The 22,275-nt window shown below is 63.1% G+C and carries 23 protein-coding genes; 12 read left to right on the top strand and 11 right to left on the bottom strand.

Annotated features, from left to right (window positions below; translation table 11 throughout):
• Nucleotides 1-56 precede the first annotated feature (56 nt).
• Nucleotides 57-434, bottom strand: coding sequence for a MerR family transcriptional regulator (locus LLJ08_RS16525; RefSeq protein ID WP_101274473.1), 378 nt, complete (start codon nucleotides 432-434; stop codon nucleotides 57-59).
• On the bottom strand, nucleotides 431-1,558 hold the full coding sequence (locus LLJ08_RS16520) for a methyltransferase (RefSeq protein WP_228207492.1): 1,128 nt from the start codon (nucleotides 1,556-1,558) through the stop codon (nucleotides 431-433). The genes LLJ08_RS16525 and LLJ08_RS16520 overlap by 4 nt, the downstream gene beginning before the upstream one ends.
• Nucleotides 1,559-1,655: 97 nt before the next feature.
• Between LLJ08_RS16520 and LLJ08_RS16515 the strand changes: the two genes are divergently transcribed.
• On the top strand, nucleotides 1,656-2,432 hold the full coding sequence (locus tag LLJ08_RS16515; protein WP_228207491.1) for a ferredoxin--NADP reductase: 777 nt from the start codon (nucleotides 1,656-1,658) through the stop codon (nucleotides 2,430-2,432).
• A gap of 103 nt (nucleotides 2,433-2,535) precedes the next feature.
• Here the strand turns inward: LLJ08_RS16515 and gdhA are convergent, their stop codons facing one another.
• The 6 genes from gdhA to ettA form a co-directional block, all read right to left on the bottom strand.
• Complete coding sequence (gene gdhA, locus LLJ08_RS16510) at nucleotides 2,536-3,873, bottom strand: NADP-specific glutamate dehydrogenase (protein WP_104097929.1); 1,338 nt, start codon at nucleotides 3,871-3,873, stop codon at nucleotides 2,536-2,538.
• 275 nt (nucleotides 3,874-4,148) lie between these two features.
• The gene (gene siaD / locus LLJ08_RS16505; protein ID WP_014821466.1) at nucleotides 4,149-4,934 is read right to left on the bottom strand and encodes a biofilm regulation diguanylate cyclase SiaD; all 786 of its coding nucleotides are present in this window, start codon (nucleotides 4,932-4,934) and stop codon (nucleotides 4,149-4,151) included.
• Nucleotides 4,935-4,946: 12 nt separating this feature from the next.
• On the bottom strand, nucleotides 4,947-5,324 hold the full coding sequence (gene siaC / locus LLJ08_RS16500; RefSeq protein ID WP_090519344.1) for a biofilm regulation phosphoprotein SiaC: 378 nt from the start codon (nucleotides 5,322-5,324) through the stop codon (nucleotides 4,947-4,949).
• Between the two features lie 17 nt (nucleotides 5,325-5,341).
• Nucleotides 5,342-5,884 (bottom strand): biofilm regulation protein kinase SiaB, encoded by a 543-nt coding sequence (gene siaB, locus LLJ08_RS16495; RefSeq protein WP_041014898.1) that lies wholly within the window; start codon nucleotides 5,882-5,884, stop codon nucleotides 5,342-5,344.
• A gap of 15 nt (nucleotides 5,885-5,899) precedes the next feature.
• The gene (gene siaA, locus LLJ08_RS16490; RefSeq protein WP_228207490.1) at nucleotides 5,900-7,891 is read right to left on the bottom strand and encodes a biofilm regulation protein phosphatase SiaA; all 1,992 of its coding nucleotides are present in this window, start codon (nucleotides 7,889-7,891) and stop codon (nucleotides 5,900-5,902) included.
• A 161-nt stretch (nucleotides 7,892-8,052) separates the two neighbouring features.
• Nucleotides 8,053-9,720: an energy-dependent translational throttle protein EttA gene (gene ettA, locus LLJ08_RS16485; protein WP_228207489.1), complete on the bottom strand. Its 1,668-nt coding sequence runs from the start codon at nucleotides 9,718-9,720 to the stop codon at nucleotides 8,053-8,055.
• A gap of 253 nt (nucleotides 9,721-9,973) precedes the next feature.
• On the opposite strand from ettA, the gene glyA reads away from it, so the two are divergent.
• The 3 genes from glyA to LLJ08_RS16470 all read left to right on the top strand — a co-directional run bounded on the left by glyA (nucleotide 9,974) and on the right by LLJ08_RS16470 (nucleotide 12,249).
• On the top strand, nucleotides 9,974-11,227 hold the full coding sequence (gene glyA, locus LLJ08_RS16480) for a serine hydroxymethyltransferase (RefSeq protein ID WP_228207488.1): 1,254 nt from the start codon (nucleotides 9,974-9,976) through the stop codon (nucleotides 11,225-11,227).
• 134 nt (nucleotides 11,228-11,361) lie between these two features.
• The gene (locus LLJ08_RS16475) at nucleotides 11,362-11,823 is read left to right on the top strand and encodes a methyltransferase family protein (protein WP_042927725.1); all 462 of its coding nucleotides are present in this window, start codon (nucleotides 11,362-11,364) and stop codon (nucleotides 11,821-11,823) included.
• A 57-nt stretch (nucleotides 11,824-11,880) separates the two neighbouring features.
• A complete protein-coding gene (locus tag LLJ08_RS16470; protein WP_041014893.1) occupies nucleotides 11,881-12,249 on the top strand; it encodes a PilZ domain-containing protein in 369 nt (122 codons plus the stop codon).
• A 3-nt stretch (nucleotides 12,250-12,252) separates the two neighbouring features.
• On the opposite strand, the gene radA is transcribed toward LLJ08_RS16470, so the two are convergent.
• Nucleotides 12,253-13,614, bottom strand: coding sequence for a DNA repair protein RadA (gene radA / locus LLJ08_RS16465; protein ID WP_041014892.1), 1,362 nt, complete (start codon nucleotides 13,612-13,614; stop codon nucleotides 12,253-12,255).
• Nucleotides 13,615-13,730: 116 nt separating this feature from the next.
• Here radA and LLJ08_RS16460 point away from each other — a divergent pair, with 116 nt between their 5' ends.
• Nucleotides 13,731-14,165 carry a CopD family protein gene (locus LLJ08_RS16460; protein WP_125898648.1) on the top strand — a complete coding sequence of 145 codons (435 nt, stop codon included), beginning with the start codon at nucleotides 13,731-13,733 and terminating at the stop codon, nucleotides 14,163-14,165.
• 57 nt (nucleotides 14,166-14,222) lie between these two features.
• Here LLJ08_RS16460 and LLJ08_RS16455 read toward each other — a convergent pair whose 3' ends face one another.
• Nucleotides 14,223-14,492, bottom strand: a complete 270-nt coding sequence (locus LLJ08_RS16455) for an HP1242/YdcH family protein (RefSeq protein WP_003281602.1) — start codon at nucleotides 14,490-14,492, stop codon at nucleotides 14,223-14,225.
• Between the two features lie 223 nt (nucleotides 14,493-14,715).
• Here LLJ08_RS16455 and mscL point away from each other — a divergent pair, with 223 nt between their 5' ends.
• On the top strand, nucleotides 14,716-15,126 hold the full coding sequence (gene mscL / locus LLJ08_RS16450; protein ID WP_038657142.1) for a large-conductance mechanosensitive channel protein MscL: 411 nt from the start codon (nucleotides 14,716-14,718) through the stop codon (nucleotides 15,124-15,126).
• 45 nt (nucleotides 15,127-15,171) lie between these two features.
• On the opposite strand, the gene LLJ08_RS16445 is transcribed toward mscL, so the two are convergent.
• Entirely contained in the window at nucleotides 15,172-16,200 is a 1,029-nt protein-coding gene (locus LLJ08_RS16445) for a cytochrome-c peroxidase (RefSeq protein ID WP_038657144.1), read from the bottom strand.
• 276 nt (nucleotides 16,201-16,476) lie between these two features.
• Between LLJ08_RS16445 and LLJ08_RS16440 the strand changes: the two genes are divergently transcribed.
• The 6 genes from LLJ08_RS16440 (at nucleotide 16,477) to LLJ08_RS16415 (ending at nucleotide 22,208) form a co-directional block, all read left to right on the top strand.
• Entirely contained in the window at nucleotides 16,477-18,915 is a 2,439-nt protein-coding gene (locus LLJ08_RS16440; protein ID WP_101274467.1) for a Lon protease family protein, read from the top strand.
• Between the two features lie 176 nt (nucleotides 18,916-19,091).
• A complete protein-coding gene (locus tag LLJ08_RS16435) occupies nucleotides 19,092-19,427 on the top strand; it encodes a PA4575 family protein (RefSeq protein ID WP_014821453.1) in 336 nt (111 codons plus the stop codon).
• Between the two features lie 165 nt (nucleotides 19,428-19,592).
• Nucleotides 19,593-20,081, top strand: a complete 489-nt coding sequence (locus LLJ08_RS16430; protein ID WP_003302125.1) for a TIGR00645 family protein — start codon at nucleotides 19,593-19,595, stop codon at nucleotides 20,079-20,081.
• A gap of 90 nt (nucleotides 20,082-20,171) precedes the next feature.
• Nucleotides 20,172-20,477 carry a DUF6482 family protein gene (locus LLJ08_RS16425; RefSeq protein WP_042927717.1) on the top strand — a complete coding sequence of 102 codons (306 nt, stop codon included), beginning with the start codon at nucleotides 20,172-20,174 and terminating at the stop codon, nucleotides 20,475-20,477.
• A gap of 58 nt (nucleotides 20,478-20,535) precedes the next feature.
• Nucleotides 20,536-22,071, top strand: coding sequence for a cryptochrome/photolyase family protein (locus tag LLJ08_RS16420; protein ID WP_228207487.1), 1,536 nt, complete (start codon nucleotides 20,536-20,538; stop codon nucleotides 22,069-22,071).
• Complete coding sequence (locus tag LLJ08_RS16415; RefSeq protein WP_228207486.1) at nucleotides 22,068-22,208, top strand: DUF2256 domain-containing protein; 141 nt, start codon at nucleotides 22,068-22,070, stop codon at nucleotides 22,206-22,208. The genes LLJ08_RS16420 and LLJ08_RS16415 overlap by 4 nt, the downstream gene beginning before the upstream one ends.
• Nucleotides 22,209-22,275: the final 67 nt, after the last annotated feature.

Raw genomic sequence — 22,275 nt, 5'->3', positions numbered from 1 at the left:
GGAGCGTTCCTCTCAATAGGTCAGAGGAAAGCCTGCGGGTTGGAGTCGACTCCAGGTCAAGCGGAAGTTTGCTGCCGATACAGCGCGATCTTCGCCTGCAATGCGTCGAGATGTTCATGGTCGCGCAGCAGACGTGCCTGCAAGGTGGCGGCATGGGTTTCGAGCAGCGCCTGACGTGCCGCAAGGGTTGCGTCGCCACATTCGCGCAGATCGGCGTAGCGGATGATGTCGTCCAGCGCCATTCCGGTGTCTTTCAGGCGCAGGATGAAGCCGATCCACTCCAGGTCGCGCGGGCCATAGACGCGAAAGCCGCTGGCATCCCGAGCGACATGCCGCAGCAGGCCGATCTTTTCGTAATAGCGCAGCGTATCGGCGGACAGGCCGCAGCGCGCGGCGAACTGCCGGATGCTGAGGCGGACCGGTGCCTCGCTCATGCCTTGATCGATCGCAGAATGACGAACTTCGGCGTGGCGGCGACCTGCTCGGCATTGCCGAACAGGCGCTTGAGCTTGAGGTGATAGCCAAGGTGGCGATTGCCGACGATCCACAGCTCGCCGCCCTTGGCCAGCGCCGCCTTGGCCTGGGTGAACATGCGCCAGGCGAGGAAGTCGCCGACCACCTGCTGCTGGTGGAACGGCGGATTGCACAGCACCAGGTCCAGCGAGGCCGGCAGTTGCTCGGCCAGGCCGTCGCCGGCGCGAATCTCGACCGGGCGCTGACCGTGGATTGCCTGCCAGTTCTCCCGTGCCGACTGCACAGCCATGTAGCTCTCGTCCACCAGTGTCAGTTGCGCCTGCGGGTTGCCCAGCGCGTAGACGATGCCGAGCACGCCGTTGCCGCAGCCAAGATCGGCGACGCGCAGCGCACCGAGTGCCTGCGGCAGGTGTGGCAGAAAGGCGCGGGTGCCGATGTCCAGCCCTTCGCGACAGAACAGGTTGGCGTGGTTGAGCAGCTCGAGTTTTGGCAGTTCGAGCTGGTAGCGGGTCGGGTAGGGCGACCGCGGCGCCGGTTTCGCGCTCGGCGTTGCGCTGAGCAGACGTGCCTTCTTCACCGCCAGTGAGGCCTTCACCGGGCCAATGTACTGCTCCAGCAGATCACCGGCGGCGCGCGGCAGATGCTTGATCATCGCCGCAGCGATCACCTGCGCGCCGGGCGCCAGCTGGCCGTGCAGGCGGATCAGCTGTTCTTCCAGCAGGGCAAGGGTTTTCGGTACGCGAATCAGCACCCGGTCGAACGGGCCCTGGGCGACCTCGCTGGCAGGTACGAAGCGCACGCGCTCGGCTGGCAGCTCGTTACGTGCCAGGTTCTTTTGCAATGCCAGGTGGCCGAGGTGCGAGTCGCCGCTGCTGGTGACCGCGACGTGTGCGGCCAGCGAGCAAGCCAGGGCGCCGAAGCTGTCATTGAGGATCAGCACTCGCGTGGCCGCTGGCAAACCCTGCTCATGCAGCTGGGCCAGCAGGTATTCGTCGGCGGCATCGAAGGCCTGCAGCGGCTCGTTGGGCTGCTCCGGCTGGCGGATCAGATCGAGGCTTGCATAGGGGGTATCGAGAATAGGCATGAGAACTGGCGGTGTTTGTCGGCTGCGTAAAGGAGTATCAAGGACCCATGCGGGCGCTGCGTGCAGTGGGCCCGAAGATGCTCGGAGGGAGCGAAGTATGACCGCCAGCGAAGAGAAGTTCACCCGCCAGCGCCTGCTAGAGGTGCAGACGCTGACGCCCAACCTGTTCACTCTGCGTACCAGCCGCGATCCCGGTTTTCGCTTCACCGCCGGGCAATTCGCCCGCCTCGGTGTGCGCAAGCCAAGCGGCTGCATCGTCTGGCGCGCCTATTCCATGGTCTCGGCGCCGCACGACGAGTTTCTCGATTTCTTCTCCATCGTGGTGCCGAACGGCGAATTCACCAGCGAGCTGAGCCGGTTGGCAGTCGGCGACGAGCTGCTGGTGGACAAGCAGGCCTTCGGCTTTCTCACCCTCGATCGCTTTCCCGACGGCCGCGACCTCTGGCTGCTGGCAACTGGCACCGGGATCGCGCCGTTCCTTTCGATCCTGCAGGACTTCGAGGCCTGGCAGCGCTTCGAGCGCATCATTCTGGTCTACAGCGTGCGCGAGGCGCGTGAGCTGGCCTATCAGCAGCTGATCGCCGAACTGCCGCAACGCGACTACCTGGATGGTCTGGGCTCGAAGCTGCTGTACCTGCCGGTGGTAACGCGCGAACAGATACCCGGTGCGCTGCACGGTCGCATCACCACGCTGATAGAGAACGGCGAACTGGAGCGCGCCGCCGATCTGCAGCTGACGCCCGAGCATTCGCGGATCATGCTCTGCGGCAACCCGCAGATGATCGAGGACACCCGAGCGGTGCTGAAAGCGCGTGATCTGAACCTGGCGATGACGCGCAGGCCCGGCCAGGTGGCGGTGGAGAACTACTGGTAGGCGATTGCCGCGCGGAGTCTCGCGCAACAAAACAAAAGCCCCCGCCGGACGATCCGACGGGGGCTTTGTCTTTCAGGCTGAGGCTTGGCGGCGGGCGCAGCCGTTACACGACGCCCTGGGCCAGCATGGCATCGGCAACCTTGACGAAGCCGGCGATGTTGGCGCCCTTCACGTAGTTGATTCGACCGTTTTCCTCGCCGTGGGCGACGCAGGCGTGGTGGATCGACTGCATGATGCCGTGCAGCTTGGTGTCCACCTCACCGGCGGTCCAGTGCAGGCGCATGGCGTTCTGGCTCATCTCCAGTCCGCTACAGGCCACACCACCGGCGTTGGATGCCTTGCCCGGTGCGTAGAGGATGCCGGCCTCGAGGAACAGGTCGACGGCTTCCAGGGTCGACGGCATGTTCGCGCCTTCGGCCACGCAGATGCAGCCGTTCTTCAGCAGCGCGCGGGCGTCTTCGCCATCCAGTTCGTTCTGCGTGGCGCAGGGCAGGGCGATATCGCACGGCAGGTTCCACGGGCGCTGATCGGCCAGGTAGGTGACGCCGAAGTGCGTGCCCATCTCCTCGAGGCGACCGCGACGGACGTTCTTCAGGTCCATCAGGTATGTCCACTGCTCGGCGGTCATGCCGTCCGCGAAGTGCAGGGTGCCGCCCGAGTCGGACAGCGAGACGACCCGGCCACCCAGTTCCATGACTTTCTGCGCCGCGTACTGCGCGACGTTACCGGAACCGGAGATCGCCACGCGCTTGCCGTCGAAGCTGCTGTGGCTGCTCTTGAGCATTTCCTCGGCGAAGTACACGCAGCCGTAGCCGGTGGCTTCCGGGCGGATCAGGCTGCCGCCATAGGCCAGGCCCTTGCCGGTCAGGACGGAGGTGAACTGGTTGGACAGGCGCTTGTACTGGCCGAAGAGGAAGCCGATCTCGCGGCCGCCGACGCCGATGTCACCGGCCGGAACGTCGAGGTCTGCGCCGATATGGCGGTACAGCTCGGTCATGAACGACTGGCAGAAGCGCATCACTTCGTTGTCGCTCTTGCCCTTGGGGTTGAAGTCCGAGCCACCCTTGCCGCCGCCCATGGGCAGCGAAGTCAGGGAGTTCTTGAAGACCTGTTCGAAGGCGAGGAACTTGAGGACGCCGATGTTCACCGACGGATGGAAGCGCAGACCACCTTTGTATGGGCCGATGGCGCTGTTCATCTGGATGCGGAAGCCGCGATTGACCTGCACACGGCCCTGATCGTCGACCCAGGGTACGCGGAAGATGATCGAGCGCTCCGGCTCGACCATGCGTTCGATGATGCCGGCCTGCATGTAATGCGGATGGGCTTCGAGGAAGGGCCAGAGGCTGCGAACCACTTCTTCCACCGCCTGGTGGAACTCGGGTTGGTGGGGGTCGCGTTGCTTCAACCGCGCGAGAAAGGCATCAACGGTTTCGATCATCAGGTAGGCCCTCGGCGACCGCGTGTCGGCAGTCATTAATAATTTTGGCCGGCGACTGTAGCAAACCTGATTTGCACCGCGGAAGTGCGACATGGGTCTGGCATGCCGCGAAATGGTGCGTTAGAAGGGCTGTGGTGCTGAAGGTTTCGGCTCCGTGCGTGGCGTCTGGCTTCTATGTTTCCCGATGCTTCAGACTTTAAGAGGCGGAGGCGTTGCTCCATTTGCACTGAAATGGAGCGATGAATGCGTCATTCTTGTGCTTGTTCGGGTGATGGCTAGTCGGCCAGCTCACAGCGGTTGCGACCACTGCGCTTGGCTCTCAGCAGCGCGATGTCGGCGCGGTTGATGGTGCTCGAGTAGGTTTCGTCGGCGCGCAGCTCGGCGATACCCATGCTGGCGGTGACCCCGAGCAGGTCATCGTTCACCCGCACGCCGAGCGCGGCAATGCTGTCGCCAAGGCGGCGCATCACCGTGCAGGCCATCTCGGCGCTGCTTTCCGGCATCAGGATGAGGAATTCCTCGCCGCCCCAGCGACCACAGAGGTCGTGTTCGCGAATCTCCGATTCCATTACGCGCACCACTTCGATCAGCACGCGGTCGCCGACTTCGTGGCCATACTCGTCGTTGATGACCTTGAAGCGGTCGATGTCCAGCATGACCAGGGCCAGCGGGCGACCGTAGCGTTTGGCGCGCTCGCTTTCCTCGCGCAGGCGCTCGGTGAGCAGACGGCGGTTGGCGATGCCTGTCAGGGTGTCCAAGGTCGAGGCCTCGCGCAGCGAGGCATTCAGGTCCTGCATCATCATCTGGTAGCGGTCGGAGATGCGCGCGACCTTTTCCAGCTGGCGCAACTGCTTGTCGAAGCGCGCCGAAAGGCTCAGTTCGCGCTCGCGGGCGATGCTCTGGTAGCCGTCCGATACGCGGGCGATGCGTTCGATTCGGCCAAGCAGGTCATGGTGCGCTCCCCACAGCTGGCTCAGGGCTTCCTTCAGCGGGTGCCCCTCGAACTGCGGATCGGCGAGGAGATTGATGACCTCTTGCTCTAGCGGCGATGGCCCACGCATATCGACCTTCTGTCAGTCGTGACTCTGGATGGAAAAGGGGAAGGTGCAGTCTTCCTTGAACTCTTCGGCCAACTCCACGACGCGCTCGTTGCGGATGTCGTAGTACCAGTTGACCGCGACCTGCCGGCCTTCCTGATAGGCGGCTTCGAGCAGGTCGAAGATGTCCATCATCGCCTTGATGCTGCTGGTGTTCAGGTACAGCAGGCGCAGCTCGAGGCTGAGCGGATGTGCGGCTTCGCCGAGGAAGCGCTCGATCCATTCGTAGACCTGGTGGAACAGCTCGTAGGAATTTTCCGGGTACGAGTCGCCCTGCATCGAGACGATGCCTTTTTCCCAGTCGGACTGGATGGCGGGAGTGGACTGGCTGCCGGGGATTGAAAAATCGTTCATGGGGATGCTCTTGAGTTTCAGATGACGGCGCTCAGGCTGATGAAGGAAAGCTCGTCGGAGACCGGCTGCAACGAAGCCTTGAGCGGCTCGCTGGACTTGCGGGCAATATCGATCAGGCCGAGTCCGGCGCCGGTTGCCACGTGTTCGTCACGCGGCTTACGCAATTGTTCCTTGTACAGGGCCTTGAGGCCGGCCTTGTCCTTTTTTGCCAGTTCCGCGACGGCGGCAAGCAGTTGCTGGCCGTCGGCGGTTTCGATCAGGTTGCCGGCCGAAACCACGTAGCGGCCCTGGTCATCGCGTGCGACCACGACTGTGGCGCCGGCCTGCTGATCGGACCAGTTCTTTTCGCGGGTGTAGTGGCGAATGTTCTGCGTCATCTCGATGTACACGGCGAACACGTCCATGGCCGAGGACGGGTGCGCCTGCTCTTCGCTCATGTAGTTGCGCAGGGCATTGCCGATCTCTTCGATCAGGCTGCGGGAGATGGGGCCGTTGAAGCACAGCATGATCTGTTGCTGGTTGTAGCATTCGCGCATCGCGAACATGTCAATGGGGGCCATGGCCAACTCCCTGTCTCAATCGAAGCGGAAACATAACATCGTGATGTCATCGCGCTGCGGGAATTCACCCTGATAGCGCGCCAGTGCGAGGCTGAAGGCTTCGCCCTGTTCGGCCAGGGGAAGCCGTGCATGCTCGCGGATCATGCTGGCGAAGCGGCTGTTGCCAAAGCCGAACCCGTCGTCGCCGCCGGCCTGGTCGAGGAAGCCGTCGGTGGTCATGTAGAAGGTCCGCCCCGGTTGCAGGTCGACGCTGGTGTTGCGGTAGTCGCCGATGCGTTTATCGCCGATGGCGCGCCGCGCTGCCTTGATCTCGTGCACCTCTTCGCCATCACAGTAGTACAACGCAATCTTCGCGCCGGAATAATGCACCTTGCGCTGGCGCAAATCGACATAGGCGAGGCCGATATCCATGTTGGTCGCCAGGGCATGGGAGTCCTGCTCTTCGCGCAGCATGTTGCGCACGATCGCATCGGTACGCGCGAGCGCGGCGGCGGGGTCGTCCAGGCCGGTCGTGCCGAGCGCCTGATCGATGGCAGCGTGGGCCAGCATCGTCATCAACGCGCCGGGCACGCCGTGTCCGGCACAGTCGACGATTCCGAACAGGCAGCCATGCTCGTCGGCGCGATACACATAGAAGTCGCCGCCGACGACATCACGTGGCCGCCAGAGCACCGCATGACGATCGCCCATGGCGGTGACCAGCTGCCGGTTGGGCAGGATCGAGCGCTGAATAAGGCTGGCGTAGTCGATCGAGTCGTCGATCTTCTTGTGCGCGGCGGCCATTTCCAGGTTGGCCTGTTCCAGGTCGCGGGTGCGCTCACGCACACGATTCTCCAGCTCGCTGGTGTGGCTGCGAACCTGCTGCGCCATGGCACCGAAGGCTGCGCTGAGTTCGCCGATCTCGTCCTGCCGGTGCAGGGGCAGGGGGGCATCGTACTGTCCCGCCGCCAGGGCCTGGGCGCTGCGTCTCAGCTGGCGCAGCGGTTTGAGCACACGCTTCTCGACCAGCCAGGCACCACCACCGATCAGCAGCAGGAACAGCACCAGAAACAGGGCGATGGCTGGCAACAGCGGACGCACCTCGACGACCTGTGCGGTGCCCAGGTCCACGGCGCTGGCGACGAACCACTGCAGCTCGGGAATCCAGCTCAGCGCCAGCAAGCGGGGCGCGCCATCCAGGGTGACGCGCAACGTCGCCACCGTGCCGGGGTTCTCGCGGCTTTCCGCCATGGCCTGACGCACTGCCGACGCCGCGCCGAGGTCGTCGAGCTGGCCGAGGATGCTCGTCGACAAGGAGCGTCCACGCGCGGTTTCGGCGTTGAGCGTGACCAGATTCTGATTCGGATGAACGAGGATGGAGCCGTAGGCATCGAGCACCATCGACTCGACGCCGACCTTGCTGGCCTCGATAAAGTCATCCAGAAATGCCTGCAGGCTGATGCCGGAACCGACCAGGCCCAGGCGTCGATCGCCGTCACGTACCTGTACGTTGAACCACACCTTGAGCTCACCGGTGACCACCGAGCGGTCGACGTTGATGGCGTAGGGTGTGTCGGCCTGCAGTGTCTGGAAGAACCACTCGTCGCGAGGGCCGTCCGGGGCCATCACATAGCGTGGTGCATCGCTGGGTGACTGGTCGGGTCCGTTCGAGTAGTAGCCGTTGCTATTCGCCGAGGCGGCGAAGTAGGCGTGGTCGCCGAAGGCCTGCTGGTAGCCGGCCGCTTCCTGGAAAAAGATCTTGCGCTTGGCCGGATCCTGCTCGTCGTTCAACCAGGCCAGCGTCAGTTGCGAAGCCGCCAGCCGTTGAGCCAGTGCCAGTTCGCGTGAAACCGGTGCGAACAGGCGTTCGCGGTTGAGTTGGACCACATTGCGCGCATAGGCCTCGCCGAAGCGACTCTGCACGCCGAGCAACGCCTCTCGGCCAATGAAACCGGCAAAGACGAAAGCAAGCAGGCAACTGAGCAACAATGCCAGCAGTGATTTGCCGCGCAGTCCAAGTGCCGCCATGCGAATTGTCCTTTGTCGGTCGCGGGGGTCGGCATGGTGCGATTGCCGCGCCTGCCGGAGGGATCAGTAATTCACGTAGGCGGCATTGTGCCACTATTTGTGGGTGCTTTCTCTAGACACGACAACGGAGCCTGTCCGGCTCCGTTGTCGTTATCTACCGCTTACTGCGCCAGCTTCTTGTACCTGACGCGGTGTGGCTGGGAGGCTGCGTCACCGAGGCGCTTCTTGCGATCGGCTTCATACTCGGTGTAGTTGCCTTCGAAGAACACGACACCGCCATCGTCCTCGTAGGAGAGGATGTGGGTGGCGACGCGGTCGAGGAACCAGCGATCGTGGGAGATCACGATGGCCGAGCCGGGGAAGTCCAGCAGTGCCTCTTCCAGCGAGCGCAGGGTTTCCACGTCGAGGTCGTTGGACGGTTCGTCGAGCAGCAGCACGTTGGCGCCCTGCTTGAGGGTCAGCGCCAGGTGCAGACGACCGCGCTCACCGCCGGAGAGATCCTTGACGAACTTCTGCTGGTCGGCGCCCTTGAAGTTGAAGCGGCCAACGTAACCGCGCGATGGCACCTCGTAGTTGCCGATGCGAATCTGGTCCAAGCCATCGGAGACCGCTTCCCATACGGTCTTGCCACCGTCCAGGTCGTCGCGGCTCTGGTCCACGCAGGCCAACTGCACGGTATCGCCGATTTCGATGCTGCCGGAATCCGGGGTTTCCTTGCCCATCAGCATGCGGAACAGGGTCGACTTACCGGCACCGTTGCCACCGATCACGCCAACGATGGCGCCTTTCGGCACGCTGAAGGAGAGGTCGTCGATCAGTACGCGGTCGCCATAGCCCTTGGTGACGTTCTTGAATTCGATGACCTTGTCGCCCAGGCGCGGGCCGGCCGGGATGTAGATCTCGTTGGTCTCTGCGCGTTTCTGGAATTCCTGCGACTGCATTTCCTCGAAGCGCTGCAGGCGAGCCTTGGATTTGGACTGGCGGGCCTTGGCGCCTTTACGTACCCATTCCAGTTCTTCCTTCATGGCCTTTTCATGGGCCGACTGCTGCTTGGATTCCTGCGCCAGACGCGCCGATTTGGCTTCCAGCCAGCCGGAATAGTTGCCTTCGTACGGGATGCCCGCGCCGCGGTCGAGTTCGAGGATCCAGCCGGCGACGTTGTCGAGGAAGTAACGATCGTGGGTGATCGCCACCACGGTACCGGGGAAGTCATGGAGGAAGCGCTCCAGCCAGGCCACCGAGTCGGCGTCCAGGTGGTTGGTCGGTTCGTCCAGCAGCAGCATGTCCGGGGCCGACAGCAGCAGGCGGCAGAGGGCGACGCGGCGCTTCTCGCCGCCGGACAGATGCGCGACCTTGGCGTCCCAGGCCGGCAGGCGCAGGGCATCGGCGGCGACTTCCAGCTGGCGCTCCAGGTTATGGCCGTCGGATGCCTGCAGGATCGCTTCGAGCTTGGCTTGCTCGGCAGCCAGCGCATCGAAGTCGGCGTCCGGCTCGGCGTAGGCGGCGTAGACGGCATCCAGGCGGGCCTGGGCGTCCTTGATCACACCAACCGCCTCCTCGACGACTTCGCGCACGGTCTTTTCCGGATCGAGCTGCGGTTCCTGCGGCAGATAGCCGACATTGATGCCCGGCATGGCGCGGGCCTCGCCGTCGAACTCGGTGTCGACGCCGGCCATGATGCGCAGCAGGGTGGATTTACCGGCGCCGTTCAGGCCGAGCACGCCAATCTTGGCGCCGGGGAAGAACGACAGGGATATGTTCTTGAGGATCTCACGCTTCGGCGGAACGACCTTGCTCAGCCGGTGCATGGTGTAGACGTATTGAGCCATGGAAACGAATGCCCGTGACAGTGGTGAATGATGCCTGACCCAGGCCGTGGGGGGCCGAAAATGGGGTGGCATGGAAAGGGCGCAAAGCTACCCGAATGCACCGGTCAGGGCAAACCGCGACAGTGCGCCGTCGCGGCTGCGGAAGCGGCGGCTGTTCATCTTGTGCATGACTATCGCTCATACCCGCAACCGGTCGGATGAGGTAGAATCCGCGCCTCTCTTTTATACCGCCAGCTGATCTCAGAGGACTGCCATGTTCAGCCGTGATTTGACCCTCGCCCGTTTCGACGCCGATCTCTTCGCTGCCATGGAGCAGGAAGCCAAGCGTCAGGAAGACCACATCGAGCTGATCGCCTCGGAGAACTACACCAGCCCGGCGGTGATGGAAGCCCAGGGTTCGGTGCTCACCAACAAGTACGCCGAAGGCTATCCGGGCAAGCGCTACTACGGCGGTTGCGAGTACGTCGACGTGGTCGAGCAGCTGGCCATCGACCGCGCCAAGGAACTGTTCGGCGCCGACTACGCCAACGTCCAGCCGCATGCTGGCTCTCAAGCCAACAGCGCCGTCTACCTCGCCCTTTTGCAGGCCGGTGACACCATCCTCGGCATGAGCCTGGCCCACGGCGGCCACCTCACCCACGGCGCCAGCGTTTCCTCCTCCGGCAAGCTGTACAACGCCGTGCAGTACGGCATCAACGACCAGGGCCTGATCGACTATGACGAAGTCGAGCGTCTGGCCGTCGAGCACAAGCCGAAAATGATCGTCGCAGGTTTCTCCGCGTACTCGCAGATCCTGGACTTCGCCCGTTTTCGCGAAATCGCTGACAAGGTCGGTGCCTACCTGTTCGTCGACATGGCTCACGTGGCCGGTCTGGTTGCCGCAGGCGTTTACCCGAACCCGGTTCCGTTCGCTGACGTCGTCACCACCACCACTCACAAGACCTTGCGCGGCCCGCGTGGCGGCCTGATCCTGGCGCGTGCCAACGCCGAGATCGAGAAGAAGCTCAACTCTGCCGTGTTCCCCGGTGCCCAGGGTGGCCCGCTGGAGCACGTCATCGCCGCCAAGGCTGTGTGCTTCAAGGAAGCGCTGCAGCCTGAGTTCAAGGCCTATCAGCAGCAGGTGGTGAAAAACGCTCAGGCCATGGCCGACGTGTTCATCCAGCGCGGCTTCGACGTGGTGTCCGGTGGCACCAAGAACCACCTGTTCCTGCTCAGCCTGATCAAGCAGGACATCACCGGTAAGGACGCTGACGCTGCCCTGGGCAACGCGCACATCACCGTGAACAAGAACAGCGTACCGAACGACCCGCGTTCCCCGTTCGTCACCTCCGGTCTGCGCATCGGCACCCCGGCTGTCACCACTCGCGGCTTCGGCGAGACCGAGTGCCGCGACCTGGCTGGCTGGATCTGCGACATCCTCGACAACATGGGCGACGAGTCGGTGATCGAAGCGGTTCGTGGCAAGGTCGAAGCGGTCTGCGCCAAGTTCCCGGTATACGGCAACTAAAACGTTACATCGCTGCATCGAAAGCCCGCGAAAGCGGGCTTTTTGCTGTCTGGCGGTTGTCGCGACACATCTTCCTGATCCCCGGCGATGCGGCGCGCTAGACTGCCGTGTCCTGTTCCTCCGGAGTCCGACTCATGTTCAAGCGCGCCACGGGTGTAATCCTGCCGCCACCGGTCATCTATCTGCTGTTTCTCGCGGCAGCCTGGCTGCTGGAGTCGGTGTTGCCGATCGCCTTGCCGCGCAATCTCTGGACTCACTACCTGGGCTGGGGGCTGATCGACGCGGGCGTGTTGCTGATGCTCTGGGCCGGCTTGCTGATGCTCTGGCGCAGGACCACGGTCAATCCCTATGGCAAGCCCGCGAAGCTGCTGGAAGAGGGGCCGTTCGGTTTCTCGCGCAACCCGATCTATCTGGCCGACAGCCTGATCTACTGTGGCATCGCGCTGCTCTGGGGCACGCTGTGGCCCTGGCTGTTGCTGCCCGCCCTGATCTTCACCATGCAGCGCGCCGTGATCGTGCATGAGGAGCGCTTGCTGACCCAGCTGTTTGGCGACGACTATCTGGCGTACTGTGGACGGGTGCGCCGCTGGTTGTAACGGCGATGTCGAGAGTTGTTGTCCTATAGTGAATTCAGACACCGCGGAGTGATGTTCATGACTGATTCCCCCAGTGATCGCCGGCGCTTCCAGCGTATCGAGTTCGATGCCGCCACTGAGTTGGTGCAGGGTGACCGGCGCTGGCCGGTCGAGCTGCATGACCTGTCCCTGAAAGGCCTGCTGGTTCGCCGCCCTGAAGGCTGGGATGCCGATGCTGAACAGCCGTTCGAGGCGCGGGTGCGCCTGGCCGATGATGCCGAGGTGCGCATGGAAGTGGCGATGACCCATGAAGAGGGCGATCTGATCGGCTTCGTCTGCCAGCATATCGATCTCGACTCGATCGCCCACCTGCGGCGCCTGGTCGAACTCAACCTCGGCGACGAGGCACTGCTGGAACGCGAGCTGGCCGCACTCGGCGGCCAGTAACGATCACTCGAACAGCGCGTCGAGCGCCTGCTCCAGGCGTGTCACGGCGATGATCTGCAAACCGGCGGGGGCCTCCTTCGGCGCATTGCCCTTGGGCACGATGGCGCGCTTGAAGCCGTGCTTGGCGGCCTCCTTCAGACGCTCCTGACCACTTGGCACCGGGCGGATCTCGCCCGACAGGCCCACTTCACCGAATACCAGCAGATCGGTATCCAGCGGCCGGTTGCGCAGGCTGGAGATCACCGCGGCCATCAGCGCCAGATCCGCCGCGGTTTCCAGCACCTTCACGCCGCCGACCACGTTGATAAACACGTCCTGATCGTAGGTGGGGATGCTGCCATGCCGATGCAGCACGGCCAGCAGCATGGCCAGGCGGTTCTGGTCGAGGCCCAGGGTGACGCGGCGCGGGTTGGCCAGGTGGCTGGTATCGACCAGCGCCTGCACCTCCACCAGCATCGGCCTGGTGCCTTCCCAGGTAGCCATCACCACGCTGCCCGGCACCGCTTCCTGGGCGCGGGTGAGGAAGATCGCCGACGGGTTGGTGACTTCCTTCAGGCCCTTGTCGGTCATGCCGAACACACCGAGCTCGTTGACCGCGCCGAAGCGGTTCTTCACTGCGCGCAAGAGGCGCAGGCGACCGTCGGACTCGCCCTCGAAATACAGCACCGTATCGACCATGTGTTCGAGCACGCGCGGCCCGGCGAGGGCGCCTTCCTTGGTCACGTGGCCGACGAGGAAGATCGCCGTGCCGCTCTGCTTGGCGAAGCGGACCAGCAGCGCCGCGCTCTCGCGCACTTGAGCCACACCGCCCGGCGCGGACTGCAGCTGCTCGGTGAAGATGGTCTGGATCGAGTCGATCACCATCACCTTGGGCTTTTCCAGCCGCGCGGTGGCGATGATCGATTCGATGCAGGTCTCGGTCATCACCTTGAGCCGGTCCTGCGGCAGGTCCAGACGACGCGCACGCATGGCCACTTGCTGCTGGGATTCTTCACCGGTGACGTAGAGCGCCGGGTACTGCTGGGCGATGGCGCAGAGGGTCTGCAGCAGGATCGTCGACTTGCCGATGCCCGGATCACCGCCGATCAGCACCACCGAGCCGTCCACCAGCCCCCCTCCGAGTACGCGATCCAGCTCGCCGGAAGCGGTTGAGAATCGCGGTACTTCCTCGACGCTGACCTCGGCGAGCGTCCTGATGTTGGCCTGCTCCCCGGCCCAGCCTGCACGGCCGGAGGGCGGTGCCGCACCCTCGATGATAGTTTCCACCAGCGTATTCCAGGCACCACAGTCACCGCATTGGCCGGCCCATTTCGGGAAGGTCGAGCCGCATTCGGTGCAGCCATACATGCGCTTGGCCTTGGCCATGGGAAACTCCGGGTCTGGTAGGTGGTGTCGCATGATAACGGCTGACTTGATCGCCATCAGCCACAAGCGGCGAGGCAGCGGCCAGACTGTAAACAAATCGAACAGGAGTGAGCGCCATGCGACATCTGTTGTTTCTGCATCTGCTGGGCGCCAGTGTCTGGGTTGGCGGGCATCTGGTACTGCTGTTCAGTGTGCTGCCGGGTGCCCTGCGTCGCCGCGATGTGCAACCGGTACGCCAGTTCGAACAACTCTACGAGCGCGTCGGGATACCTGCGCTGCTGGTGCAGATCGTCAGCGGGCTCTGGCTGGCCAGCCTCTGGCTGCCCCATGGGCAATGGTTCGATTCGTCGCCCATGGCGAATCTGGTGCAAGCCAAGCTGGTACTGCTCGGATTTACCGCGCTGCTCGGCGCGCATGCGCGGCTGGCACTGATTCCCAAGCTGGATGCGCAGCGCCTGCCGCAACTGGGGCTGCACATCGTGCTGATCACCCTGACTGCGGTTGCCTTCGTCTGGGTCGGCTCCGGGTTCCGCTTCGGTGGTTTGTTCTAGCGGGCCAGACAGCAAGAAGCCCGCGCATGGCGGGCTTCTCTTCACGGGTAGGCGCTATCAGCCGCAGCAACCGCCGCAGCAGCTGCCCGAGGCGCGCTTGATGTCGCGGGCGATGTCGTCCTTCATCGCCACGCGCTCCTGCTTGAGGGCATTGAGCGCGCTGTCGTCTAGGGTTTCGACACCGTCTTCGACGCGGCAGATGCGCTTGTCCAGCGCTTCGTATTCGTCCGCCTTGCGGGCGAAGGCCGGATCTTCCTGACGCAGTTTCTGCAACTGCTCGCGTTTCTCAGGGAAATCCTTGATCAGTGGGTGATGTTCGACGTGCATGGAAACCGCTCCGGTTTGTCAGGAAGGCGTCCACCTTAGTCTCCCTCCTCCGAGAACCGGTTGACGGCGATCAAGCGAACCTCATTCGCAATAACCGGTCGATGAAAGGCGTTCTGGCGTGGCCTGCGCCGGCAAGCCCGGCTATGCTCTACCACGGCGTTCACCGCCATGTCCGCGGGGGCATGGCGGGCGGCCCGGTCATCCACTAAAGGAAAATCTGCGTATGAGTCTGATCAACGAATTCAAGGCGTTTGCCGTGCGGGGAAATGTCGTCGACATGGCCGTGGGTATCGTCATCGGCGCTGCGTTCGGCAAGATCGTGTCGTCGTTCGTCGACGGGGTGATCATGCCGCCGCTGGGGCTGCTGATCGGCGGGGTGGACTTCTCGGATCTGGCGATAGTGCTCAAGGACGCCGTCGGCGAGGCGCCAGCGGTGGTGCTGCGGTACGGTGCATTCATTCAGACCGTGGTGGATTTCGTGATCATCGCCTTCGCCATCTTCATGGCGATCAAGGCGATCAACCATCTCAAGCGCAAGGAAGCCGAGGCGCCATCTGCGCCGCCTGCGCCCTCGAAGGAAGAGTTGTTGCTGACCGAGATACGCGACCTGCTCAAGGAGCAAAGGGGAAGCTGAAACGGGGCCGTTACCCGGCGGCTGGCGCCGGGTAACGGGGAGCGATCACTCGGGCTTCGGAGTGTTCGCGGTGCTGGCGGGAAGTACCGGATAGGCGACTTGCGGCTGCTCGCCGGTCACGCTGTGCAGGAACGCGGTAATCGCGCTGACTTCGTCCTTGTCCAGTTTACGGCCCAGTTGGCTGTCACCCATGATGGCAACGGCCTGTTCGAGCTCCCAGACCTCACCGCTGTGGAAGTACGGCGGGGTCAGCGCGACATTGCGCAGCGGCGCGGCACGGAAGACGTACTCGTCGCTGGCGGTATTGGTCACCGCGAAGCGACCCTTGTCGCCGGTCGGCAGCACTTCGGCTCCGGGCTTCTTGATCACGCCGAAGGGGAAGTAACCTTGGCCACCAAGGTTGACGCCGTTGTGGCAGGAAGAGCAGCCGGCGTCCATGAACAGGGCGAGCCCCTGTTTCTGCTTGTCGTCCAGCGCCCCGTCCTCACCCTTGAGGAAGCGGTCGAACGGCGAGTTCGGCGTGGTCAGGCTGACTTCGAAGGCTTCCAGGGCGTAGGCCATGTTGTCGAAACTGACCGGCTCCTTGTCGTTGGGGAAGGCCTTCTTGAACTCGGCGGCGTACTCCGGAATGCTCTGCAGCGTCGAGACGACACGCTCGGGCGTACTGTTCATTTCCACGCTTGCCTGGACCGGGCCCTTGGCCTGTTCCTGCAGATCCTTGGCGCGTCCGTCCCAGAACTGCGCGGCGTTGAATACGGCGTTCAGCACGGTGGGCGAGTTGCGCGGGCCCTTCTGCCAGCCGTGACCGATCGAGGTTGGCACGTTGTCGCTGCCCCCGATGCTCAGGTTGTGGCAGGTGTTGCAGCTGATGACGTGACTGCTGGACAGGCGCGGGTCGAACCAGAGTTTGTGACCGAGCATTGCCTGATCTTCGCTGACCTTCTGGCCGCGGACCTCGGTGACCTTGTCGGGAATCGGTTTGAACATCGCGTTGGCGCGCTCACGCAGCTCATCAGCGTTCGCTGCGCTGGTCATTAGTAGGCTGCTAAGCAATAGCGGAATAGAAGGGCGCATCACGGAAGCTCCTTTTGTGTTGGCTGGCTCTAGGAGGCGCCTTTTCGTCAAGCGACCGCTTGACCTGCATCAAGGCGGTCGGGCGTAGTGGGCGCGACGAAATGTTTCTGCTTGTGTCGATTCGCAGCCGGCTCGCGATTTCCATCCATGTGGCTCGGCTATGCAGCGTCGTTGCGAGGCTGGGTTAGCCGGGTATCAGCCTTGCGGCGCGACCGGCGCAGCGCCAGAATGACGGCATCAATCGTGGCCAACGAGCCACCCCAGCAAGGATTCCCGATGCCTGAAACTGTCGCTGCCGGCTTGCGCCTGGCACCCGATGCGCTGACCCGTCCCTTCGAGCCCAGCCAATTCAACTTCAACGACACCTCTGAACTGGAGCCGTTTCTCGGTGTGCTCGGCCAGGAGCGCGCGGTCGAGGCGCTGCAGTTCGGCGTGGCCATGCCGCGTCCGGGATACAACGTCTACGTGATGGGAGAGCCGGGCACCGGACGCTTCTCGTTCGTACGGCGCTACCTCAAGGCCGAAGGCAAGCGTCTGGATACTCCGTCGGACTGGGTTTACGTGAACAACTTCGACGAGCCTCGCGAGCCGCGTGTGCTGGAGTTGCCTCACGGCGGCGCAACGGCGTTCATCGCCGATATCAATCAGTTGATCGACAACCTGCTGGCGACCTTTCCGGCGGTATTCGAGCATCCGAGTTTCCAGCAGAAGAAGAGCGCCATCGACCGCGGCTTCAATCAGCGCTACGACAAGGCGCTGGATGTGATCGAGAAGCTCGCCCTGGAAAAGGAGATCGCTCTCTATCGCGACAGCACAAACATCGCCTTCACGCCCATGAAGGAAGGCAAGGCGTTGGACGAAACCGAGTTCGCCCAACTGCCCGAAGCCGAGCGCGAGCGTTATCACGAAGACATTTCCGCGCTGGAAGTGCGTCTGAACGAGGAGCTCGCCAGCCTGCCGCAGTGGAAGCGTGAGTCGACCAACCAGCTGCGCCAGCTCAATGACGAGACCATCAGCCAGGCACTGCAGCCGCTGCTGGCACCGTTGTCGGAGAAGTATGCGGAGAACGCCGGTATCGAAGCGTACCTGCAGGCCGTGCAGGTCAATCTGCTGAAGACTGTGGTCGAGCAGCTGGTGGACGAAAACCGTCCGGAAGCGCAGAACCGTGTATTGCTGGAAGAGCAATACAGTCCGAGCCTGGTGGTCGGTCACCCGGTCGATGGTGGCGCGCCGGTGGTGTTCGAGCCGCACCCGACCTATGACAATCTGTTCGGTCGCATCGAGTACAACACCGACCAGGGGGCGCTCTATACCAGCTATCGGCAATTGCGCCCCGGTGCGCTGCACCGCGCCAACGGCGGCTTCCTGATGCTGGAGGCGGAGAAGCTGCTCAGCGAGCCATTTGTCTGGGAAGCGCTCAAGCGCGCCCTGCAATCGCGCAAGCTGAAGATGGAATCGCCACTCGCCGAGCTCGGCCGCCTGGCCACCGTGACGCTGACGCCGCAGGTGATCCCGCTGAACGTCAAGGTGATCATCATCGGCTCGCGCCAGCTCTATTACACGCTGCAGGACCTGGATCCGGACTTCCAGGAAATGTTCCGCGTGCTGGTAGACTTCGACGAGGACATCCCGCTGGCCGAGGACAGCCTCGAACAGTTCGCCCAGCTGATGAAGACCCGCACCTCCGAAGAGGGCATGGCGCCGCTCACTGCCGCGGCCGTTGCGCGTCTGGCGACCTATAGCGCGCGCCTGGCTGAACATCAGGGGCGGCTGTCGGCGCGTATCGGCGATCTGTTCCAGCTGGTCAGCGAAGCCGATTTCATTCGCCAGCTGGCCAAGGACGAAGTGACGGACGTCGGCCATATCGAGCGTGCACTGAAAGCCAAGGCCACGCGCACCGGTCGCGTCTCGGCGAGGATTCTCGAAGACATTCTGGCCGGAGTGATTCTGATCGACAGCGAAGGTGCGGCGATCGGCAAGTGCAACGGGCTGACCGTGCTGGAAGTCGGCGACTCGGCATTCGGCATGCCGGCGCGTATCTCTGCCACCGTCTATCCCGGCGGTTCAGGAATCGTCGACATCGAGCGCGAGGTCAATCTCGGTCAACCGATTCACTCCAAGGGCGTGATGATCCTCACCGGCTACCTCGGCAGCCGCTACGCCCAGGAGTTTCCGCTGGAAATCTCGGCAAGCATCGCGCTCGAGCAGTCCTACGGCTACGTCGACGGCGACAGTGCCTCGCTGGGCGAGTGCTGCGCGCTGATCTCGGCGCTCTCACGCACGCCGCTCAAGCAATGTTTCGCCATCACCGGCTCGATCAACCAGTTCGGCGAAGTGCAGGCGGTCGGCGGGGTCAACGAGAAGATCGAGGGCTTTTTCCGCCTGTGCGAGGCACGCGGGCTGACCGGCGAGCAGGGGGTGATCATTCCCTTCGCCAATGTCACCACGCTGATGCTCGACGAACGCGTGCTGGAGGCCGTACGCCAGCAGCAGTTCCACGTCTATGCTGTCAGGCAGGTGGACGAAGCGTTGTCGCTGCTGGTCGGTGAAGATGTGGGTGCAACCAACGAGCAGGGCCATTTCCCCAAGGGCAGCGTGAACGCCCGGGTGGTCGAGCGGTTGCGCGACATTGCCGAGATCGAGCTTGAGGAAGAAGGCAAGAGCGAGCCGGCACAAGCGGAGCAAGGAAGGTCCGAGTCCGAGGGGAGCAAGTAACGCTCGCCATTGTGCGGTTTTTGAACGGAACGATAGCGCGCGCGGCGGGTCTGCAGTGGATGGAGGGCATCCACCCTCCATCCACAGGATTATCCACAGCTTCAGGGGATAAACAGGCTCTCGCGCTACATCCGCACAGGATGTTCCCGCGTCGGCCCGACGCGAGGACTGCCGTCATGCCACACAATCTTTGTCTGAACCGCCAGTGCCTGGGCCTGGTTACCCGAATCGAATGCGTCATACGCCCGCTTGCCGGCGGCAATGGGCTGTGGACATTGCTCTGTGCGGCTGGACTGGCAGACGGGCAGCCCACGGCAATCAAGGTCCAGGGCCCATTCCACGGGCCTGCGATGGCCGAATCGGTGCTGGCGGCGATTGCCGACAACCTGATGGGGCAGGGCTACTGCGAATCCGATGACCCGTCCATCTGGCAGTTGCACATGCAGGCTGAGCTGCGTCGAGTGAACGCCAACCAGGCGCGCTTTCTCGGTGGCTGGGAGTCGCGCCCCTAAGCGTGCCTCATTGCAAACGTTCGCGTTTCTGGCTGGCTGCAGCGGCGCCTCACCGGAGCCGATGAATTTCTTATCCACATGCGCCGAACGCACCTTGGCCTGCCTTGGTGCGCTCGGCGCGGCTGCGTATACTCGCGCCTTCCTCATTTTCTGCTGTGAGACCTCATGGAGCGCATCCTCGAAAATGCCATGTACGCCGCCCGGTGGCTGCTGGCGCCCATCTATTTCGGTCTGGCGTTCGCGCTGCTGGCGCTGGCGATCAAGTTCTTTCAGGAAATCTTCCATATCCTCCCGGCGATTCTCGCGCTCAGTGAGGCCGAGCTGATTCTCAAGCTCCTGTCGCTGATCGACATGGCGCTGGTTGGCGGGCTGCTGGTGATGGTGATGATCTCCGGCTACGAGAACTTCGTTTCTCAGCTCGATATCGAGGAAGGCAAGGAAAAGCTCGACTGGCTCGGCAAGATGGATTCCGGATCGCTGAAGATGAAGGTCGCTGCCTCCATCGTCGCAATCTCGTCGATTCACCTGCTACGCATGTTCATGGATGCCCAGCAGCTCGATAGCGAAAAGCTGATGTGGTACGTGATCATCCACCTGACCTTCGTGGTCTCGGCGTTCGCCATGGGCTATCTCGACAAGCTCACCAAGCACTGAGCGTCCCTCCGCAGGTGCTAAACCTGAAAAGCTGTACAGAATTGGTTTTTTGTTAAATATTCTGTACTGCTTTTCAAATGGGCAAGCGCCATGAACCTTCAGAATCTCACCACTCATGCCCACGCTGGGCGTATCGACGCTCTCGAGCTGATTTCGCTCGAGGGCGGCATCTATCTTCTCGACATCTACCTGCAGGGTCAGCGCCATAGTCTGATCGACGCGCGCGGCGATGTGTGGCATCTGCGGTCCGTCGAGCACGCTCGTGATCTGTTACGCGAGCTACCGGAGCTGCCCTTTCATCTGGTGCAGCAATCACCGTACGACGAGATGTGCGGTCTTGCCGAGGGCGTCCGCGAGCCGTTGCGCGTGCCGGTCGGCATGCGGTCCCAGTGGTGACGGCCGGCGGCAGGCGCGTTGGTAGCGCCCTGTTCGGTAAGCATCAAGAGAACTGGTCGTGAGCGTTGCCGCACTGCGCCTGGTGCTCGGCGACCAGTTGAGCTTCGAACTCTCCGCCCTGGATGGGCTCGATCCGACGCGTGACCGGGTGCTGCTCGCTGAGGTCGCTGAAGAAGCCGGACACGTCCCGCATCACCCGCAGAAGATCATCTTTCTGTTCAGCGCCATGCGGCACTTCGCTGAGGCGTTGCGCAAACGCGGAATCACGGTGGATTACGTGACACTCGACGATCCTGCCAACAGCGGTTCGCTGGCCGGGGAGCTGGCGCGCTTCGCCGCATGGTATCGACCTGACGAAATCCATGTCACCGAGGCCGGTGACTGGCGGGTCGAACAGGCGCTCAAGAGCAGTGGGCTTTCGATCACCTGGCATGCCGACCGCCGCTTCCTCTGCTCGCGGACCGGGTTCGCCAGTTGGGCCAGTGGCAAGCGACAGCTGCGCATGGAGTTCTTCTATCGCGAGATGCGTCGCCAAACGGGCCTTCTGCTGAATCCGGATGGTACACCGGAGGGCGGTGTATGGAATCTCGATACGGACAACCGCAAGCCGCTGCCACGCGGATTGCACGGCCCGATCACCTTGCGCTTCGCCGCTGACGAAACCACGCGCGCTGTGCAGGCGTTGGTGAGCGAGCATTTCGCGCATCACTACGGCCGTCTGGACGGCTTCGATTACCCCGTCACCCACGCCGAGGCCGAACAGCTCTGGCTGCATTTTCTCGATTTCGGCTTGGCCGCTTTCGGTGACTACCAGGACGCCATGGCCAGCGGCGAACCGTTCCTATTCCATGCGCGCGTCGGCGCCGCGCTCAACGTCGGCCTGCTTGACCTGCGCCGCCTGTGTGATGACGTGGATGCGGCCTACCGGCAGGGGCGAGTCGGGCTGAACGCTGCCGAGGGCTTCATTCGCCAGTTGATTGGCTGGCGTGAGTATGTGCGCGGTATCTATTGGTTGCAGATGCCTGACTATGCGCAACGCAATGCCCTCGGTAATTCCAGGCCGCTGCCGGGGTTCTACTGGACCGGGCAGACGCGCATGAACTGCATGCGCCAGGTGATCGGGCAGACGCTGGAGCATGCTTACGCTCACCATATCCAGCGGCTGATGGTGACCGGTAATTTCGCGCTGCTCGCCGGCATTGCGCCGCCCGCGCTGTGCGATTGGTACCTGGCGGTCTATATGGATGCGTTCGACTGGGTGGAACTGCCCAACGTGCTGGGCATGGTGCTGCACGCCGACGGCGGCTACCTGGGCTCCAAGCCCTACTGTGCCAGCGGTCAGTACATCAAACGCATGTCCAACTATTGCCAGGATTGCTCTTACAAGGTGGGCGAGAGCACGACAGACGATGCCTGCCCGTTCAACGCGTTGTACTGGCACTTTCTCATGCGCCACCGCGAGCAGTTGCAGGGTAATCCGCGGATGAGCATGGTCTATCGCAACCTCGCGCGCATGGAGGGCAGCAAGCAGCAGGCGCTGTGGGAGCGTGGCGAGTCGCTGCTGGCGCGGCTGGATGCCGAGGACGTGCTGTGAGAAAGAAAGCGGACCTGCCATTCAAGTGCTGCGCCGCCTGCAACCTGCCGTTTGCCTGGCGAAAGAAGTGGTCGCGCTGCTGGGATGAGGTGCGTTATTGCTCCGAACGCTGTCGGCGCAATCGTAAAGGCAGGTGATGGAGGCACTGCCGGTGGCAATGCGGCGCGGGTGGCTGCGTCCGCTCGCTTCAGCTGTGCTAGGCTG

Source organism: Stutzerimonas chloritidismutans (assembly GCF_020783375.1).
Lineage (GTDB): Bacteria > Pseudomonadota > Gammaproteobacteria > Pseudomonadales > Pseudomonadaceae > Stutzerimonas > Stutzerimonas kunmingensis.
The sequence above is the reverse complement of the archived record's forward strand: the minus strand, read 5'-3'. Positions and strand labels throughout refer to the sequence as shown.